The sequence below is a fragment of the Bacillus andreraoultii genome, from assembly GCF_001244735.1.
Lineage (GTDB): Bacteria > Bacillota > Bacilli > Bacillales > Caldibacillaceae > Caldifermentibacillus > Caldifermentibacillus andreraoultii.
The window spans coordinates 94,363-113,730 of record NZ_LN868936.1 but is presented as its reverse complement, the minus strand read 5'-3'; the positions used below and the strand labels follow the sequence as shown (position 1 = coordinate 113,730).

Sequence of the window (19,368 nt, the reverse complement as noted above, 5' to 3'; positions counted from 1 at the left end):
GGAAAACAATTATATAATAATAGGAGGATTTATTATGACATACTTCGAAAACGTTTCCAAAATAAAATATGAAGGCCCTAAATCTAAAAATTCCCTTGCTTTTAAATTTTATAATCCTGAAGAAAAAATTGGCGACCGTACAATGGAAGAATGGTTACGCTTTGGTGTCGCTTACTGGCATACATTCACTTACGATGGAACAGATCCATTTGGTAGTGGCAATATGATTCGTCCATGGAATCATTTAACTGGAATGGACTTAGCAAAAGCACGTGTAGAAGCAGCTTTTGAACTTTTTGATAAACTAAATGCTCCTTTCTTCTGCTTCCATGATGTTGATATTGCACCAGAAGGAACTACTTTACGCGAAACAAATAAAAACTTAGATGAAATTGTTGGTATGATTGAAGATTATATGAAAACAAGTAAGACAAAATTATTATGGAATACAGCCAACATGTTCTCAAATCCTCGTTTCGTTCATGGTGCAGCAACTTCTTGCAACGCTGATGTATTCGCTTTCTCAGCAGCGAAAGTGAAAAAAGGGTTAGAAGTAGCAAAACGCTTAGGCGCAGAAAACTATGTATTCTGGGGTGGCCGTGAAGGTTATGAATCACTCCTTAATACAGACATGGGATTAGAGCAAGACAATTTAGCTCGTTTCTTCCATATGGCTGTTGATTACGCGAAAGAGATAGGCTTCGATGGACAATTCTTAATTGAGCCAAAACCAAAAGAACCAACGAAACATCAATATGATTTCGATGTTGCAACAGGGATTGCTTTCCTTCAAAAATATAATCTAGATCAATACTTCAAATTTAATATTGAAGCAAACCATGCAACACTTGCTGGCCATACATTCGAACATGAATTACGTGTTGCTCGAATCAATGGTATGCTTGGATCTGTTGATGCGAACCAAGGGGATCCATTACTTGGTTGGGATACGGACGAGTTCCCAACAGACTTATACTCCACAACCCTTGCAATGTATGAAATTATTAAAAATGGTGGTTTAGGTAAAGGTGGATTAAACTTCGACGCAAAAGTAAGAAGAGGATCATTTGAACCAGAAGATTTATTCCGTGCACATATTACAGGAATGGATAGTTTTGCAGTAGGTCTAAAAGTTGCACATAAATTAATTGAAGATAAAGTACTCGATGATTTCATTGCAAAACGTTATCGTAGCTTCAATGAAGGAATTGGTAAAGATATTGTTGAAGGAAAGGCAAACTTCAAGACTTTAGAAGATTATGCTCTAGATATTAAAGAATTCCATAATGAATCTGGTCGTGTCGAAGAACTAAGAGCATTACTAAATCAATATTTGTTAACAACTTTTTAAGATGAATATCCTATACTAATTATTGACTTACCAATAGCTGGACTCAAACTGGGTTCAGCTGTTTTTCCATAAACCCTGAAAAGGAAGATGTCAAATGAAGTACGTCATTGGTGTTGATTTAGGTACAAGCGCTGTAAAAGTATTATTAGTTAATCAAAGTGGTCATGTTGTACAAGAAGTATCAAAATCATATCCTTTAATTCAAGAAAAGTCTGGTTATAGTGAACAAGACCCAAATGAATGGTTTGAGAAAACGACAGAAGCATTGGCGGAACTTGTTGCTCAATTTAATGGACATCCATCGGATATTGAAGGAATTAGTTTTTCCGGACAAATGCATGGGCTTGTTATCTTAGATCAAAATAACGAGTTACTAAGAAACGCTATTCTTTGGAATGACACGAGAACAACGGAACAATGTCAACAAATTTATGATATCGTAGCAAAAGATAAATTACTTTCAATTACGAAAAATGTTGCTTTAGAAGGATTTACTTTACCGAAAATTCTTTGGGTAAAACAATACGAGCCTGATATTTTCCAACAAATTCATACATTCATGTTACCAAAAGATTATTTACGATTCCGGATGACAGGCGAGATTCATATGGACTACTCGGATGCTGCTGGAACATTACTATTGGATATAGCAAAGAAAGAATGGAGTAAAGAAATTTGTGAGAAACTCGATATTCATCCATCCATTTGTCCACCACTTGTAGAATCTAGTGATTTAGTAGGAACAATTACTAGAGAGTTTGCTGAAAAGACAGGACTTAGTGAAAAAACAAAAGTGTTTGCCGGTGGTGCAGATAATGCTTGCGGTGCCATTGGTGCAGGTATATTATCAAATGGTAAAACGTTATGTAGTATCGGGACTTCTGGTGTTGTTTTATCGTATGAGGAAACAAATGATCGCGACTTTAAAGGAAAAGTCCATTATTTTAACCATGGGAAAGAAAGCGCCTACTATACAATGGGTGTCACTTTAGCAGCAGGTTATAGCTTAAGTTGGTTTAAAGATGTATTTGCGAGTTATGAAAGCTTTAATGATTTTCTTGCCGGAATTGAGAACGTACCGGCTGGATCAAATGGCTTGTTATTTACGCCGTATATTGTTGGCGAACGGACACCACATCCGGATTCAAATATCCGCGGAAGTTTTATCGGAATGGACGCCAAACATACAAAGGCTCATTTCGTAAGGGCTGTCATCGAGGGGATTACATTCTCATTAAATGAATCAATTGAAATTTTCCGCGCTTCTGGGAAAACGATTGATACCATTGTTTCCATTGGTGGTGGTGCGAAAAATGAAACATGGCTTCAAATTCAAGCAGATATCTTTCATGCGAAAATTATAAAATTAGCTAGTGAACAAGGACCAGGTATGGGGGCTGCCATGCTTGCTGCTTACGGCTGTGGTTGGTTCGATAGTCTCGATGAATGTGCAGAAACATTTCTTGATCAAGTACGAGTATATGAGCCGATTTCAGAAAATGTAACGAAATATAAAGAACTATTTAAAATCTATCAAGAAATTTATGTGAATACAAAAAATATGAATGAACAATTAAAAGGATTTAGAGCTTAAATTTTTTTCTAATAGGTGATAGGAGGAAATATGGTGCCGAAGATTAAAAATCCAATTTTAACTGGTTTCAATCCAGATCCAAGTATATGTCGAGCAGGCGAGGATTATTATATTGCAGTTTCAACATTTGAATGGTTTCCAGGTGTAGGTATATATCACTCAAAGGACTTGAAAAATTGGCGATTAGTTAGCAGGCCTCTTAATCGATTAAATCAATTAAATATGATAGGAAACCCTGATTCAGGTGGCATATGGGCTCCAGCATTATCTTATGCAGATGGTAAGTTTTGGCTTATTTATACAGATGTAAAGGTTACAGAGGGACAATGGAAAGATTGCTATAATTATTTAGTAACATGCGACACAATTGACGGTGAATGGTCAAATCCAATCTACTTAAATAGTTCAGGCTTCGATCCGTCATTATTCCACGATGAAGATGGAAAAAAATATTTAGTAAATATGTATTGGGATCATCGAGTTGGTCATCATAACTTCTATGGGATTGTTCTACAAGAATATAATGTACAAGAGAAAAGACTTGTTGGTCCACAAAAAATCATTTTCAAAGGTACAGATATCAAACTAACTGAGGCACCACATATTTACAAAATTAATGGATATTATTATTTGTTAACTGCTGAAGGTGGAACAAAATATGAACATCAATCCACTATTGCACGTTCAAAGGATCTTTGGGGACCTTATGAAGTTCATCCGGAAAATCCATTAATTTCAACATTTGCCTATCCAAGAAATCCGTTGCAGAAGGCAGGTCACTCATCTATTGTCCATACACACACAGACGAATGGTTCTTAGTGCACTTAACTGGCCGCCCATTACCAAGGGAAGGTCATGCATTACTTGACCCACGAGGATTTTGTCCATTAGGAAGAGAAACAGCGATTCAACGTTTAGAATGGAAAAATGATTGGCCATATGTTGTTGGAGGGAATCAACCATCAATTGAAATAGACGGACCTAATGTAGAAGAAGTTGTATGGGGACCTGATTATCCAGAAAAAGATGACTTTGATTCAGAAGAGTTAAACTTGCACTTCCAAACGTTACGAATTCCACTCGGTTCAGATATGTCTTTAACAGATAATCCTGGACATTTACGTTTATACGGAAGAGAATCACTTACTTCAAAATTCACTCAAGCATTTGTAGCACGACGTTGGCAACATTTTAATTTTATAGCAGAGACAAAAGTTGCCTTTCAACCGGAAACATTCCAACAAGCAGCTGGTTTAGTTAATTACTATAACACACAAAACTGGACAACATTGCAGATTACATGGGATGAAGAAAAAGGTAGAATTCTAGAAATAATGACTTGCGACAATTTTTCTTTTGATCAGCCATTAAAAGGGAAGGAAATTGTTGTTCCTGAAGATGTGGAATATGTTTACATGAGAGTTAATGTACAAACAAACACATATACCTATGCTTACTCATTTGATGGAGATAATTGGGTTGAAATTCCGCTCACCTTTGAATCGTATAAACTATCAGATGATTACATTCAAGGTGGAGGATTCTTTACCGGTGCCTTTGTTGGTATGCATTGTCAAGACATTTCAGGACAAAGAAAAGCTGCAGATTTTGATTACTTTATTTACAAAGCATGAACGAAAAGTATATTTTTAATGAATAGGTAGTCAATGAAGGATGCTCCTTTATTTGACTATCTATTTTCATTTAACAGATAAGGGCAGAATAATAATGATATTTATTATGATTTAAGTGAGGCTAGCTAGCAATGTGGAACCGACTTAAGAAATGGTATACATTAAGAAATCAGATTTTGATTATTTTTTTGTCTGTAATGATTATTGTTTTAGGGATTGTTAGTGCAATAACTCTTAGACAGGTTTCAAGTTTAGTTAAAGATAACGCTGAAGATCAGATTAGACAAACAGCAATACAGACAAGTGGACGTATTGATTCACTATTTGAACAGTTAAATACAGCCACAAAATTTATCATTACAAATCCAAATGTTCAAGATATTTATGAGCGAACATATCGTGGAGAAAAAATACCGTTTCAAGAACTACAAAAGCTAAGTAATGTGGTTAATAATATACAAGCTAATTCTGAGGGTATCTATTCTGTCGAATTGTATACGAATAACTTAGAACGTCTACTGCCTTTAGATGACTCGAGTAAAATGTTTAATCGAGTAAACGTTAAATGGATTGACGAGGCGAATCATGCAAGAGGAAGATTAGTATGGATGGGGGAAGATCCGAAAAATAATCAATATTTTCTCGCTTTAAGAAGAGTAAGTTTAATGAATCAGAAATTTAATAATGCGGGTTATCTTCTTATTAGTATTAATAAAAAATACTTTGAAATAACGGAAAAAAGTAATCAAAAACAGTATTCATTTTTATTGGATGGAAGTTTTGTCCCATTATTCTCCAACTTTCCAGGATATATAAATCTTAATAAAGTTGAAGATAAACCAATTACTAAGATTGAAGATACTGAATATATGGTAACAAAGGAGACTTCAAATGAGACAGGTTTTACAGTGCTAATATTAACTCCTGTTAGTGAACTTACGAAAGGGCTTTCTGGAATTCGGATGGGTATCATTTTATCAGGAATAGTTGGTATAATCATTTATTTTATTTTTTCATTAATGATTTCTAATCGAATTACAAAACCAATTGTTAATTTAACCAATACGATGCGGCAAGCTAATAAAGGATTAATGACAATTAATCAGGAAGACGTTACTGTGAATGAAATAACGGAATTAAATAGTACTTATAATCAGTTAGTAACAGAAACCAATCACTTAATAAAAATGATTTACCAAAAAGAGATTATTCGTAGTCAAAGTGAGTTAAAAGCTCTACAAGCGCAAATTAATCCCCATTTTTTGTATAATACATTGGATTCTTTACATTGGTCATTAGAAGATAAAGGTGAAGAAGAACTTGCAGACATCGTTGTCGCAATGTCAAATTTATTTAGATACACCATTAGTAAAAACTTTGATGATGACTGGGCGCTAATTAAGCAGGAATTTAATCATATTGAGAATTATTTAGGAATAATAAAGTTTAGATTTGGAGATCGGATTCAATGGAAACTTCATTTACCTCAAAATCTAACAAATATTAAAATACCAAAGCTATTGATTCAGCCATTAGTTGAAAATGCTGTCATACATGGTTCGGGAAATAAATTAAAACCATGTACGATAGAGGTTTTTGCCGAGTATGGAGTAAATAAAGATACAATTAAAATAGTAGTAGAAGATAATGGAGCGGGAATGAGTGAGGAGAAATTAACTGCTTTAATGAAGTCAATCGAGAAAGGTGATGTCAATTCAAAAGATGGAAAAGGTATGGCACTGTATAATGTGAAAAAAAGATTAGGTTTTTACTATAAAGGGGACCCAGACAAGTTCTTTTCTATTAAAAGTTCTGAAAATAAAGGGACTACGGTGATTATTGAAATCCCATTAGCTGGAGGAGAATCTTGATGTATAACAAAACAATTTTAGTTGTTGATGATGAACCAAGAACACGAGTAGGAATAAAAAACATGTTAGAGAAATGGGCTGATGGAAAACATCAAATCTTAACAGCGTCAAGTGGCATAGAAGCATTACAAATGATGGAGGAACAAAAGGTACATGTGCTTTTAACAGATATTCGAATGCCAGAAAAGACTGGACTTGAGGTCCTGGAAAAAATGAAAGAGAAAGGTCAACTACCTGTAGCGATAATTATTTCAGCTTATCCAGAATTTGAGTATGCACGACAAGCCATTGATATTGGCGTTGTAAATTATTTACTAAAACCAATTAGTAGGAGTAAGCTAATTGAAGCTGTTGAGGAAGCAATTCAAATTGTTGAAAAGAATGAGAGGACAGGAGTTATTGAAAAGGTTGTTGATAATAAATTAATTGACATCTATGATAAAAACGCCCAGACACGTGAACCGGTTCGAGAGGCCTTACAATATATTGATAAACATCTTAAAGATGACATATCTCTAAAGGATGTAGCTGATTACGTCCATTTAAATCCAAGCTACTTAAGCGTGCTTTTTAAGGAACAAGCGAAACTAACGTTTAGTGAGTATATAACTAGACGCCGTATTCAAAGAGCAAAGGAACTTTTAATAACAACAAAACTTCCAATATCTGAGGTTGCAGAAGAGTGTGGATATAAGACAACAAAATATTTTATTAAACTTTTTAAAGATTTAGAGGGAATTACCCCGAGTGTTTATCGCAAACGGAGGTAAGGGCTTGCAATTATCTAAAAATACTTGAATTTTTCCTAATCGTTGTTCCCTTTTTGAAAGGACCTCTCAGTGATAGACTTATAGATGTAAGGCAGTTTAGTTTTAATAAAAAAGGGAGGTCACGTAATGTTTAAGAAGAAAGCGCTGTCAATATTCGCTCTATTAATCTTATTAGTTGGGCTCGTTCTATCGGGATGTTCCTCTTCTGATGAGTCAACTGGAAACGGCTCCAAGGGATCTAAAGATGATAAAATTCATCTTAAGTTTATGCACGATTGGCCACAAGGGAGTTCGTCTGCTTACTATAATTTAGTTGAAGAAATTAAAAAGGACTTTGAAGCTGATCATTCAAATGTAGTTATTGATATTGAAGTGCTAAATCCTGATCAATACCGTGATAAAATTAAAGTTTTAGCTGCGTCTAACGAATTACCAGATGTAGGTTTAACTTGGTCAAACGGATTTGCTGAACCGTATGCTAAAGGTGGTCAATTTGCACCTCTAGATGATCTTATTCAAAAGGATTTCCAAGATCAATTTGTTCCAGGTACGGTTGAATCTTATGCATTTGATGGAAAATCATATGCACTTCCAATGGAAATGAACATCACTTATGTTTTCTACAATAAGGAAATTTTCGAAAAATACAATCTTGAAGAACCAAAAACTTATGAAGACTTGAAAAAGATTGGAGAAACTTTAAAGAAAAATGGTGTAATTCCTGCTACTGTAGGTGCAAAAGACGGTTGGCCGGCATCAATGTGGTTCATGTATTTAGCTGATCGGATTGGTGGTCCAACAATTTTAACAGATGTAATTAACGGAAAAGCTGATATGTCAGATCCAGCAATAGTGAAGGCAGCTAGTGAAATTCAAAAACTTAACGATATGGGCTTCTTTGTAAAAGGAAACACAGCATTTTCAAATGATGACGCAAAAGGGTACTTCTTAAATGAACAAGCTGCAATGTTCTTAACAGCTACTTGGGAAATACCAAACTTCACAACAAGTCCTGATACAACTCAAGACTTCAAAGATAAAGTAGGTTACTTTAAATTCCCGACTGTAGAAGGTGGAAAAGGTACTGATGTAAATAGTTATGTGGGCGGACCTGGATTAGGAGTATTCGTTGCTGAAAACTCTAAACATAAAGAAGAAGCAAAAGAATGGGCATCATTCTTAGTAAAAGAATGGGGAAAAAGATCTGTTGAAAAAGCTGGTATTTTACCTGCAACAAAAGTAAACACAGATGGACTTGATGTACACCCAATGTATATTGATGTATTAAATGATATTAATAATGCAACAAATGTCACAACTTGGTTCGATACACAAGCAACTCCAAATGTTTCTGAACTGCATCATGATTTAATGACTGCTCTTTATGGAAAACAAGTTACACCGGAAGAATTTGCTAAACAGCATGATGATGCGCTAGCGGAAGAACGTGCTGAATAATATTTGAAAGTTTTTATAATCTCTCAAATTGGAGGGCGATGAGCCCTCTAATTTGTAATAGAGAAGGAGTAATTACAATGAAAAATGTAATGTCAAATAAATCCGTTATTGCTCTTTATGTCATTCCTGCACTTTTTCTAATATTAATCCTCATCTATATTCCAATCGTACTAACAGGTTATTATGGCTTGATGAAATGGGATGGAGTAGGAGAAATGAAGTTTATCGGATTAGCGAATTACACGAAACTAATTCACGATAAGCTGTTTTGGGATAGTACATGGCACTCTATCCTACTAGGTCTTTTCTCCGTGTTAAGTTTAATTGGTTATTTAATCGTTTCATTAGTTTTAGCAAGTAAAATTAAAGGGGCAAACATATTCAGAAAGATTTACATTATACCAATGTTATTATCTTCAGTGGCTATCGCACAACTATGGATAAAAATATTTGATCCGATGAATGGATTGTTAAATAGTTTATTAAGTTCAATAGGAGTCGAAAATACTCCAATATGGCTTGCTGATCCCAAAATGGCACTATATTCTATTTTCGTTCCGATTGTATGGCAGTATGCAGGTTTCTATATCATTATTATTTATGCAGCATTAGTCAATGTACCTGAAGAACTTATTGAAGCAGCTAGAATTGATGGAGCAAACGCCTTCCAAATTGCTTATAAAATTAAAGTACCACTTATTATGGGCGTACTAAAAGTGTTAGTCATTTTAGCCATTGTAGGTTCATTGAAATACTTTGACTTAATTTATGTTATGACTGGTGGAGGACCTGGGCATGCAACAGAAGTTATGGCATCGTATATGTATAAAGAAGCATTCGGTAAATTTAACTTCGGCTATGGGAGTGCCATCGGTTTTGGTTTATTAGTTATTAGTATGTTAGCCACTTGGATTATACAAAAATTAATGAAAACGAATGAAGCTAACTAAGGAGGGAGAAAGTTATGGGACTAAGTGGAAATATGAATGCTGAGGCTACACTCACTCCTGAACAGAAACATCATTCACCATTTAAAAAAATAGGAATGAGTATTCTATATTTCATATTAATCGTTGTAGCAGTCATTCAAATTTATCCGTTAGTTTGGTTGTTCCAATTATCCTTAAAAACAAATCAAGAAGTATTTGGGATGTCACCTTTTTCTTTACCACAGGATCCACAATGGATAAACTATGTTAAAGCTTGGACAACGGGAGGAATTAGTGATTACTTTATTAATAGTGTACTATACACAGTATTAGCAGTTGCTTTAACACTTGTGTTAGGAAGTTTTGTTACTTTCGCACTTACACGAATGGAATGGAAACTAAAAGGTTTTGTACTTGCCCTATTTATGGCAGCATATATGATTCCTTTACATTCTACATTAATTCCTTTATTTAATATTTTTAATAAAATTAATTTAATAGATAATCCAATTTCAATTATTCTTTCCTATACAACATTTAATCTGCCAATTACGATTATGATATTACTTGGATTCTATCAATCACTACCGAGGGAAATAGAAGAAGCAGCGGTTATGGATGGATGCTCGGTTCATAGAATATTTTTCCAAATTACATTACCGATGACTGCACCAGTTCTTTCAACAACGGCCATTATTAATATGATTTATAACTGGAATGAATTCGTGTTTGTAAATACATTTATTAGCTCAGAGAAATGGAAAACAATTACTGTTGGTGTCAATAACTTTGTCGGACAATATTTAACGGACTGGGGTGCTATTGGTGCAACTTTAGTTATTAGTATTCTACCGATTTTACTTGTTTATCTATTCTTAAGTGACCGCATTATTGAGGGTCTAGCAGCAGGTTCTGTAAAAGGATAATAATTGTTAATCAATTTTATGAGGTGAATTCTAGATGAGAATTTACCTCTTTCTATTTTAGATAACTAAATTGTTTATCATATGAAGAGGGGGTTAGTAAAATGATGATTAATAAAGTAGGAACCGATGAGAAGGTGATTGCAATCACATTTGATGATGGGCCGAATCCTATCTTTACACCAGAAATACGTAAAATCTTCCAGGAGGCGAATGCAAAGGCTACATTCTTTATGATTGGTGAGCAGATGGAGAAAAGTCCTGAACTCGTTAAGGTTTTGTCGGAACAAGGACATGAAATTGGAAATCATACTTATCATCACGTGAACTTAACTGAGTTAACGGAAGAAGAATGTTTAAAGGAGATTAAAGAAAATGAAAAATATATTCAAAAGTTAACGGGTAAAATCCCAAAAGTGTTACGCCCACCTTTTTTAGCCCAAAATGAAAGAACAAACCAACTAGTAAGTAATTTAGGTTATTCAATTATCGGAGCACTAAATATGGATGCAACTGATTGGGAAATGCCTGGTGTAGACTTTATCTTAAGAAAAACAAGGAAGCATGTTCAAAACGGTGCTATCTTAATCTTTCATGATGGATATGGTGATCGAAATCAAACAATCGAAGCCATACGTCAGCTTGTACCAGAAATACAACAACAAGGCTATAAACTCGTAACGGTGAGTGAACTTATAGAGCAATCTTATAGATAGGGGGATTTTACGGTTTATGAAAATGGAGAAAGGTCAAAAACTGTTATTTATTGGTGATTCTGTGTCAGATTGTGAGCGTTTATAGCTAGAAGGGGGTTCATCCTAATACAGGTGGTCATATGGTCACTACACGAGCATTTCTAAACGAAGCTGATTTTGATTGGATTAAGAATGAATAATAATTGGAATTAAATAAAAACTCAACTTCTCTATTTGGAATAGAAACGTTGAGTTTTTTAATATGATTTGATTATTTTGTTTCCTTTTTTTTCATCATCCTTTCAAATATCATATAACAGGAAACCATAATGAGAAATGCGGGAAAACTAATTCCATAGAATATAATTAAAGCAGGTAACACCTTCATAATGTAAAAAGTAATAATTAGCGATAAGACGATGATCATACTTGTTATTGGATTAATAATCATAAACAAGAATGAATTTTTTATAAGTGATAATAGTTTAAAATCGTAGTGAACATGAACAGGGAAAATATAAATTGTAGTCATCACTACGGCAAATATAAATAAATATAGAGGGATTGTCACGAAGGAAAAACTATTTTCAACCTTTAAGAAATGTAAATCAAGTACAACAATTGCGTAAAATACTGCAAGTACAATCCCGATTAAGTTACTTTTTAGAAATTCTTGTTTGTAGGTTTGCAAAAACGTTTTAAATATTGGAATATCCTTATCATCTTTAAGCCATCTACGGATGATTGAAAATAAGGTAACCGTAGCAGGCATTATTCCAAAAACAATTAATCCAAGGGCAGAAAATGTAAACCATAATAAATTTAAATAAGCAAGCTTAGAAATCCATTCAGTTAACAAGTAAAGTCGATTCATTGCAGATGATTTCATTGAGTACCTCCGTGAAACTGCTTTCAAAAATAAAGTTTTAAAGTGTAATTCTTACTATTATTATAAGCCAATTGTTTCCCATTGAACATGAAAAATATAGGAAGAAATACTGATATAAATAGATCTATTTATATTTAATATTAAGCAGTTGGAAACGTTTACTATAATATACAATTATGGTATTCTATTAATAGGTAGTTTGTATAATGGATAAACAAAGTGCGTAAGGAGGAATATTATGAACACAGTTCGTTGGGGAGTTTTGAGTACAGCTAACATTGCGCAAGGTCAACTGATTCCAGCTATTAAGCGTGCAAGAAATGCTGAAGTTCAGGCGATTGCCAGTCGGTCAAATAAAGTTCATGAAGTTGCTGAGAGATTAGACATTCCAAAGGCATACGAAAGTTATGAGGAGCTTTTAAATGATCCGGATATTGACGTGATTTATATTCCACTGCCAAATCATTTGCATAAAGAATGGATTATTAAAGCAGCTCGAGCAGGGAAACATGTGTTGAGTGAAAAACCAGTAACTTTGACGGCTGATGAAGCTAGAGAAGTTGTTAAAGTATGTAAGGATAATCATGTGTTATTTATGGAAGCTTTCATGTATCAGTTCCATTCTCAACATGCTCGTGTTCGTGAAATTTTGGCGAGTGGGGAAATTGGTGAAGTTAAATTAATGAAGGCAGCATTCTCTTTCTATATGGAACAAGCTGATCGTGATAAAAATATTCGCATGGATGTAGAAAAGGGTGGCGGCAGCATTTACGATGTTGGCTGTTATTGCATTCACTCTATCCGGAATATTTTACAAGAAGAGCCAAGGGAAATTCAAGTTCAAGCTGAAATGGACGAAGTGAGAAATATTGATTTAACGTCGTTTGTTCATATGAAAATGGAAAATGGAATTCCTGCCGTTTTTGACTGTAGTTTTGATATGAGTTTCCGTCATGAATATGAAATTATCGGGACAAAAGGGCGGATACAGGTTCCACGTGCATACCGACCAGATAAAAATGGTGGTGAAGGTTTAATTATTATTGAAAAAGATAATGAGGATAGAGTAGAAAAATTGATTGCCGATCAATATGCTTTAGAGGTAGAATATTTCTCTGAATGCGTCCTCCAAGGAAAAGAACCAATCTACACCGGAGAAAATACAATTAAGAATATGGAAGTTATTGAGGCGTGTTATAAAGCAATTGGAACAAAAGAAAAAGTATTTTTAAACGAATCTAAAAGGTAGGTGCAAGGGGTGAATTATAGTCGTTTAGGATCAACCGATTTAAAGATTAGTGAGTTAAGTTTTGGTACATGGGCAATCGGTGGAGATTGGGGAAATCATGATGATACGGAAGCACTCAAAGGGTTAGAACGTGCGATGGAAGCAGGCGTTAATTTCTTTGATACTGCGGATGTTTATGGAAGCGGCCACAGTGAAGAGCTACTGGCAAAGGCGACAAAAGGAAAAGAAGATACGATTCATATCGCGACAAAATTTTGTCGGGCTGGTGATATTCATGATCCGGAAAACTATAGTGAAAAAACCGTTCGTACATATTTAGAAAATAGTTTAAAACGGCTAAACCGCGAATATGTCGATCTCTATCAAATTCATTGTCCACCTCTAGAAATATTAAAGAATACCGATGTATTTACTGTCTTGGATAAACTAAAACAAGAGGGGAAAATCCGTTATTATGGCGTAAGTGTGGAAACCGTTGAAGAAGGATTGTTCTGTATGGAAAATCCAAATGTTCATGCACTTCAAGTCATCTTTAATATTTTCAGGCAAAAACCAGTGGAAGAATTATTTCCAGTTGCATTAGAAAAAGGGGTCGGTATTCTGGCAAGGGTACCTTTAGCTAGTGGATTATTAACAGGGAAATTCAAAAAGCACGTGACTTTTGAAAAGGATGATCACCGTCATTATAATCAAAATGGTGAGGCATTCAATGTTGGTGAAACTTTTGCTGGCCTCCCTTTTGAAAAGGGCGTAGAGTTAAGTGAACAATTACGCTGGATTGCAGATGAACGTGGCAATATGACAAGAGCGGCCTTAAGATGGATTTTGGACCATGAAGCTATTTCTTCAGTTATCCCTGGTTTCAAAAATGTAAAACAAGTAGAAGATAACTTAGCAGCAGTAACTGTCCCAAGCTTCACGTTTGATGACATGGAGCGTTTAAAAGACTTCTATTGGAAAGAAGTTCATGAACATATTCGTGGGGCTTATTAAAAGGAAATAAAGCTCTATATGGTTAATAAATCCCAATGAACAAATGAAACCCTATGTAGCATTTCATGGTAAATCATGTTACTAGGGTTTTTTTGTTTAGGCTGTTGCCTTTGTTTACTATTATAAAAGGAATTTATATCTTAAATAATATGGATAAAGATGATTGAAAGGGTTTTATTTAGAAGGAAAAAGTAGTAAAATAATAGTAAAATATTTTACTTTCTATTTCGCAAATAAATGGAAATAGGGTGAGGTAGGAGGGTAACAATGGCAACAATTAAAGATGTCGCGAAATTATCAGGCTTTTCGGTCACAACAGTATCACGCGTATTAAATAATGACTCGACTTTATCTGTCTCAGATGAAACAAGAGAAAAAATATATCAAGCAGCTGATCAATTAAATTATCGTAAAAAGACGGTCAGACCACATATAAAAAATATCGCCTTCCTATATTGGCTCACAGATAAAGAGGAATTGGAAGATGTGTACTTTAAAACGATCAGATTGGAAATTGAACAATTTGCAAAGAAGTACAATGTAGATTTGCACGTGTATAAAATTAATCAAGGAATTGAAGTTATCCCAAAAGATATAGAGGGATTTATAGCTGTTGGGGCATTTTCGTCTAGAGAACTGAACTATTTAAAGGAATTAACACCTTATGGGGTTTTTATTGATAGTTCTCCTGAGCCAGGGTATTATGATTCTGTTCGTCCAGACCTAAATTATATTACGGAAAGTGCCCTTGATTATTTTATTCATCATGGTCATACAGAAATTGGCTTCATTGGAGGGACATATCATAATCCAGATTCGGATCAGGAAGAGTTAGATATCCGTGAAAAACGGTTTAGAAGTTATTTGCAGGAAAAAAATTTACTAAATGAAGACTATATATTTGTCCACCGTGGATTCCAAGTGGAAAATGGCTATAATTTAATGAAAAAAGCAATTAATAAGCTAGGGGAAAACTTACCGACAGCTTTTTTCATTGCGGCAGATCCAATAGCGGTCGGAAGCTTACAAGCGCTAAACGAAAGCGGTATCTCGATTCCAAAGAGGGTAAGTATCATTAGTATAAATAATATAAGTATTGCAAAGTATGTCTCGCCACCATTAACGACCTTTCATATTGATATTAAGGAAATTTGTAAAAGTGCAATTGAATTATTACTTGAGCAAAAAACAAATAAAAGAAAAGTAGTTAAGACGTTGTATATAGGGTCTGAACTGATTTTACGAAAAAGTACATGAGCAAATAGAAGGTAATCATTCCCACAGTTTGTTCCAAATAAGCTGTGGGTTTACTTATGTTAAAAAGGCAACAAATCATTTTAGTAAAATATTTATGCATAATTAGTAAAATTTTTATTTACATATTTTATCTATCGTGGTATATTTAATTTAGTAAAACGCTTTCAGTAGTTTAATAAAAATATAGAAAGGGATGCTAACTATAATGAAGAGTAAAAAACTATTAGGGGTTATCAGTGGTTTAGCTTTAAGTCTTGCACTAGTAGGGTGTGGACCAAGTGATTCAGATTCAGGGAAAGAAAAGGAAAAAGCATCAGACAACAAAGGATATGACTTACTTGTATGGGAAGATATAGAGAAGTCTGATGGTATTAAGGATGCCATTGCAAAGTTCGAGAAAGATAATAATGTAAAGATAAAAATTGTTGAAAAGAACTATGCCAAACAAATAGAAGATTTACGATTAGATGGACCTGCGGGAACTGGACCGGATGTTTTAACAATGGCAGGTGACCAAATTGGAACAGCTGTTACTGAAGGTTTAATTAAAGAATTAAACGTTGGTGACGATGTGAAATCGATTTATACGGATGTTGCAATGGAATCTCAAACGGTTGATGGAAAAGTATATGGACTACCAAAAGCAGTTGAGACGACCGTTCTTTTCTATAATAAAAATATTGTTTCTGAAGACAAATTACCTAAAAGTTTAGATGAATGGTATGATTTATCGAAAAAATTAACTGATGGTACGAATTATGGATTTCTAGCTTTATTTGACCAAATCTATTATGCACAAGGTATTATGAGTGGGTATGGTGGTTATATTTTTGGTAAAGATGACAATGGTGGATTTAATGCAAATGATATTGGGTTAAATAATAAAGGTGCGATTGAAGCCGCAAATTATTTTAGTAAGTTTTATAAAGATGGTATTTTCCCAGCTGGTATTATCGGTGAACAAGGTATAAATGTTTTAGATAGCTTATTCTCAGAAGGAAAAGCAGCTGCAGTTATCTCAGGACCATGGAATGTAGAACCTTTTGCAAAAGCAGGTATTAATTTTGGGATTGTTGAACTTCCATTATTACCGAATGGTGAGCATATGAGTTCGTTTGTTGGAGTGAAAAGTTATAATGTGAGTTCTTACTCAAAAAATCCAGAATTAGCTGAAAAACTTGTTGCTTTCTTAGCAAATGAGGAAAATTCGAAAACTCGTTATGAAATTACGAAGGAAGTACCTGCTGTTAAAGCACTCGCTAATGATCCTATTGTAACTGAAAGTGAAGTTGCTAAAGCTGTTGCAGCACAATCTCAATATGCCGAATTAACACCGAATATTCCGGCAATGAACCAAGTTTGGAAACCAATTGATGCTGCATTACAAACAATTGCAACTGGAAAGGCACAACCAAAAGACGCGCTTAATCAAGCAGTAGAAACAATTAAAGGTCAAATCGAAGCAAATAATGCCAGCAAATAATTGAAATAAAAATAAAGAATGGCATCAATGATTATCTGTGTTGATGCTATTCTTCTTTTACCGAATTTATCGTTCCTTCTCCAAATGAAATGTTGTTTTTCCTTATGAGTAATAATTGTGAAGATAATAAAGAAGGTGAAAAGAAATGCAGCATCGGAAAATTGCTACATTATTATCCATAGTTCCAGGTTTCGGACAATTTTATAATAAACAAATTATTAAAGGTCTTATCTATTTAATCGTAACAATTGCTTTTTTCTTAGCCTTTGGTGATCTATTGAATATGGGGCTTTGGGGGATCTTTACTTTAGGAACAGAGGTGCCACGTGATAATTCAATTTTTCTCTTAGCAGAAGGGATTATTGCGATTATCGTATCGTGTTTTGGACTAGCTATATATTACATGAACTTTAGAGATGCTTACAAAAATGGTAAATTGAGGGACGAAAATAAACCAGTAAGTTCATTAAAAGAACAATATCATAATTTAATTGAACAAGGCTATCCTTATGTGGTTAGTGGTCCTTCATTATTTATTTTAATTTTTGCTGTCATTTTTCCAATTCTTTTTAGTTTTGCTTTAGCATTTACAAACTACGACTTATACCATTCACCTCCAGCTAAATTAGTAGATTGGGTAGGTTTACAAACATTTAAAAATATATTTACCGTAGATATTTGGCGTTCAACATTTTTCGATGTATTAGGTTGGACAATTGTATGGACGTTAGTTGCATCAACGTTACAAGTAGCACTTGGAATCTTTATGGCAGTGTTAGTTAATCAAAAAGGAATTCGCTTCAAAGGTTTAATTCGTACGGTATTAATTTTACCTTGGGCTGTCCCTGGATTTGTAACAATTTTAATCTTTGCTGGGCTATTTAATGATACGTTCGGTGCGATTAATAATGATATTTTAGCAATGTTAGGTATTGATCCGATACCATGGATGACGAATGCACAATGGACAAGAATTGCCTTACTAGCAATGCAAGGCTGGTTGGGATTCCCTTATATTTTCATTGTAACAACAGGAGTCTTACAATCAATTCCATCTGATTTATATGAGGCTGCAACGATTGATGGTGCATCAGCGTTCAAGAAGTTTAGACATATTACATTACCGCTTATTTTGATAGCGATGGCACCAATTATTATTACGCAGTACACATTTAACTTTAATAACTTTAATATTATTTACCTATTTAACGGTGGTGGACCTGCAGTACCTGGCTCAACTGCTGGAGGTACAGATATTCTTGTATCCTGGATATACAAATTAACAATGCAATCAAGTCAATATGCCTTAGCTGCAGCTTTAACGATTTTACTCTCTATCTTCGTTATTGCAATTGCATTATGGCAATTCAGGAGAACGAATTCGTTTAAAGAGGAGGTGTAACTCATGCATCTAAGTTCAAAAGCAAGAAGGAATATAGGTTTGGGAGCTACCTATCTAATCATAGCTATTGTAATGGTGATAATCATATACCCGTTACTTTGGACAATAGGCGCTAGTTTCAATCCGGGTAATAGTCTTATCAGTACTTCTATTATTCCGAAAAGTCCAACTTTAGAGCATTATAGGGAACTGTTTGCAGGTAAAGAGAGTCTTCAATATGGTCATTGGTTTATGAATTCGCTGAAGATTAGTATATTTACAATGGTCGGCTCGCTCATTACAGTTTCCTTTACTGCATACGCTTTTTCCCGTTTTAAGTTTAAAGGAAGAAAAAATGGGTTAATGTTATTTTTACTCTTACAAATGATACCACAATTTTCGGCACTCGTTGCGTTATTCGTTTTAGCGCAAATGTTAGGTTTAATGAATAATCATTGGTTATTAATTTTACTTTATATCGGTGGACAAATCCCGATGAATACTTATCTAATGAAGGGTTACATGGATTCGATTCCGATAGATCTAGATGAAAGTGCAAAAATTGATGGTGCAAGTAGCACGAGAATATTTTTTCAAATAATTATGCCTTTATCTAGACCGATGCTTGCAGTTGTGGCGATGAACGGGTTTACAGGTCCGTTGGGTGATTTTGTACTATCTTCAACAATTCTTAGAACACCTGAATCTTATACATTACCAATTGGGTTGTATAAATTAGTTAACGATGTTATGGGAGCAAGTTATACTACTTTTGCAGCAGGAGCGATTTTAATAAGTATACCAATTGCTGTTGTCTTCCTAATATTACAAAAACAATTTGTTAGCGGATTAACTGCTGGTGGTACGAAGGGATAATTTATTGAAAAGGA

16 protein-coding genes are annotated in these 19,368 nt (G+C 34.3%); 15 read left to right on the top strand and 1 reads right to left on the bottom strand.

Features of this window, described 5'->3' with window-relative positions; all coding sequences use genetic code 11:
- The first annotated feature begins 34 nt into the window (after window positions 1–34).
- From xylA to BN2144_RS03695, 9 genes are all read left to right on the top strand, one after another.
- The gene (gene xylA, locus BN2144_RS03735; protein ID WP_033826987.1) at window positions 35–1,351 is read left to right on the top strand and encodes a xylose isomerase; all 1,317 of its coding nucleotides are present in this window, start codon (window positions 35–37) and stop codon (window positions 1,349–1,351) included.
- A 94-nt stretch (window positions 1,352–1,445) separates the two neighbouring features.
- Entirely contained in the window at window positions 1,446–2,945 is a 1,500-nt protein-coding gene (gene xylB, locus BN2144_RS03730) for a xylulokinase (protein ID WP_033826986.1), read from the top strand.
- 33 nt (window positions 2,946–2,978) lie between these two features.
- The gene (locus BN2144_RS03725; protein ID WP_033826985.1) at window positions 2,979–4,580 is read left to right on the top strand and encodes a glycoside hydrolase family 43 protein; all 1,602 of its coding nucleotides are present in this window, start codon (window positions 2,979–2,981) and stop codon (window positions 4,578–4,580) included.
- 131 nt (window positions 4,581–4,711) lie between these two features.
- On the top strand, window positions 4,712–6,451 hold the full coding sequence (locus BN2144_RS03720) for a sensor histidine kinase (RefSeq protein ID WP_033826984.1): 1,740 nt from the start codon (window positions 4,712–4,714) through the stop codon (window positions 6,449–6,451).
- Window positions 6,451–7,221, top strand: a complete 771-nt coding sequence (locus BN2144_RS03715; protein WP_033826983.1) for a response regulator transcription factor — start codon at window positions 6,451–6,453, stop codon at window positions 7,219–7,221. The genes BN2144_RS03720 and BN2144_RS03715 overlap by 1 nt, the downstream gene beginning before the upstream one ends.
- A 126-nt stretch (window positions 7,222–7,347) precedes the next feature.
- Window positions 7,348–8,679: an extracellular solute-binding protein gene (locus tag BN2144_RS03710; RefSeq protein ID WP_033826982.1), complete on the top strand. Its 1,332-nt coding sequence runs from the start codon at window positions 7,348–7,350 to the stop codon at window positions 8,677–8,679.
- Between the two features lie 77 nt (window positions 8,680–8,756).
- Window positions 8,757–9,629 carry a carbohydrate ABC transporter permease gene (locus tag BN2144_RS03705; RefSeq protein ID WP_033826981.1) on the top strand — a complete coding sequence of 291 codons (873 nt, stop codon included), beginning with the start codon at window positions 8,757–8,759 and terminating at the stop codon, window positions 9,627–9,629.
- Between the two features lie 32 nt (window positions 9,630–9,661).
- The gene (locus BN2144_RS03700) at window positions 9,662–10,534 is read left to right on the top strand and encodes a carbohydrate ABC transporter permease (RefSeq protein ID WP_033827013.1); all 873 of its coding nucleotides are present in this window, start codon (window positions 9,662–9,664) and stop codon (window positions 10,532–10,534) included.
- Between the two features lie 104 nt (window positions 10,535–10,638).
- Window positions 10,639–11,247, top strand: coding sequence for a polysaccharide deacetylase family protein (locus BN2144_RS03695; RefSeq protein WP_033827012.1), 609 nt, complete (start codon window positions 10,639–10,641; stop codon window positions 11,245–11,247).
- 250 nt (window positions 11,248–11,497) lie between these two features.
- Here BN2144_RS03695 and BN2144_RS03690 read toward each other — a convergent pair whose 3' ends face one another.
- Window positions 11,498–12,115, bottom strand: a complete 618-nt coding sequence (locus tag BN2144_RS03690) for a YesL family protein (protein WP_082195135.1) — start codon at window positions 12,113–12,115, stop codon at window positions 11,498–11,500.
- A 238-nt stretch (window positions 12,116–12,353) separates the two neighbouring features.
- Here BN2144_RS03690 and BN2144_RS03685 point away from each other — a divergent pair, with 238 nt between their 5' ends.
- The 6 genes from BN2144_RS03685 (at window position 12,354) to BN2144_RS03660 (ending at window position 19,354) form a co-directional block, all read left to right on the top strand.
- Window positions 12,354–13,364, top strand: coding sequence for a Gfo/Idh/MocA family protein (locus BN2144_RS03685; protein WP_033826980.1), 1,011 nt, complete (start codon window positions 12,354–12,356; stop codon window positions 13,362–13,364).
- A gap of 9 nt (window positions 13,365–13,373) precedes the next feature.
- On the top strand, window positions 13,374–14,357 hold the full coding sequence (locus tag BN2144_RS03680) for an aldo/keto reductase (protein ID WP_033826979.1): 984 nt from the start codon (window positions 13,374–13,376) through the stop codon (window positions 14,355–14,357).
- A 267-nt stretch (window positions 14,358–14,624) separates the two neighbouring features.
- Window positions 14,625–15,614 carry a LacI family DNA-binding transcriptional regulator gene (locus tag BN2144_RS03675; protein ID WP_033826978.1) on the top strand — a complete coding sequence of 330 codons (990 nt, stop codon included), beginning with the start codon at window positions 14,625–14,627 and terminating at the stop codon, window positions 15,612–15,614.
- 205 nt (window positions 15,615–15,819) lie between these two features.
- Window positions 15,820–17,097: a galactooligosaccharide ABC transporter substrate-binding protein GanS gene (locus tag BN2144_RS03670; RefSeq protein ID WP_094763106.1), complete on the top strand. Its 1,278-nt coding sequence runs from the start codon at window positions 15,820–15,822 to the stop codon at window positions 17,095–17,097.
- Between the two features lie 145 nt (window positions 17,098–17,242).
- Complete coding sequence (locus tag BN2144_RS03665; protein ID WP_033826977.1) at window positions 17,243–18,499, top strand: galactooligosaccharide ABC transporter permease GanP; 1,257 nt, start codon at window positions 17,243–17,245, stop codon at window positions 18,497–18,499.
- Between the two features lie 3 nt (window positions 18,500–18,502).
- Entirely contained in the window at window positions 18,503–19,354 is an 852-nt protein-coding gene (locus tag BN2144_RS03660) for a galactooligosaccharide ABC transporter permease GanQ (RefSeq protein ID WP_033826976.1), read from the top strand.
- The last annotated feature ends 14 nt before the right edge of the window (window positions 19,355–19,368 follow it).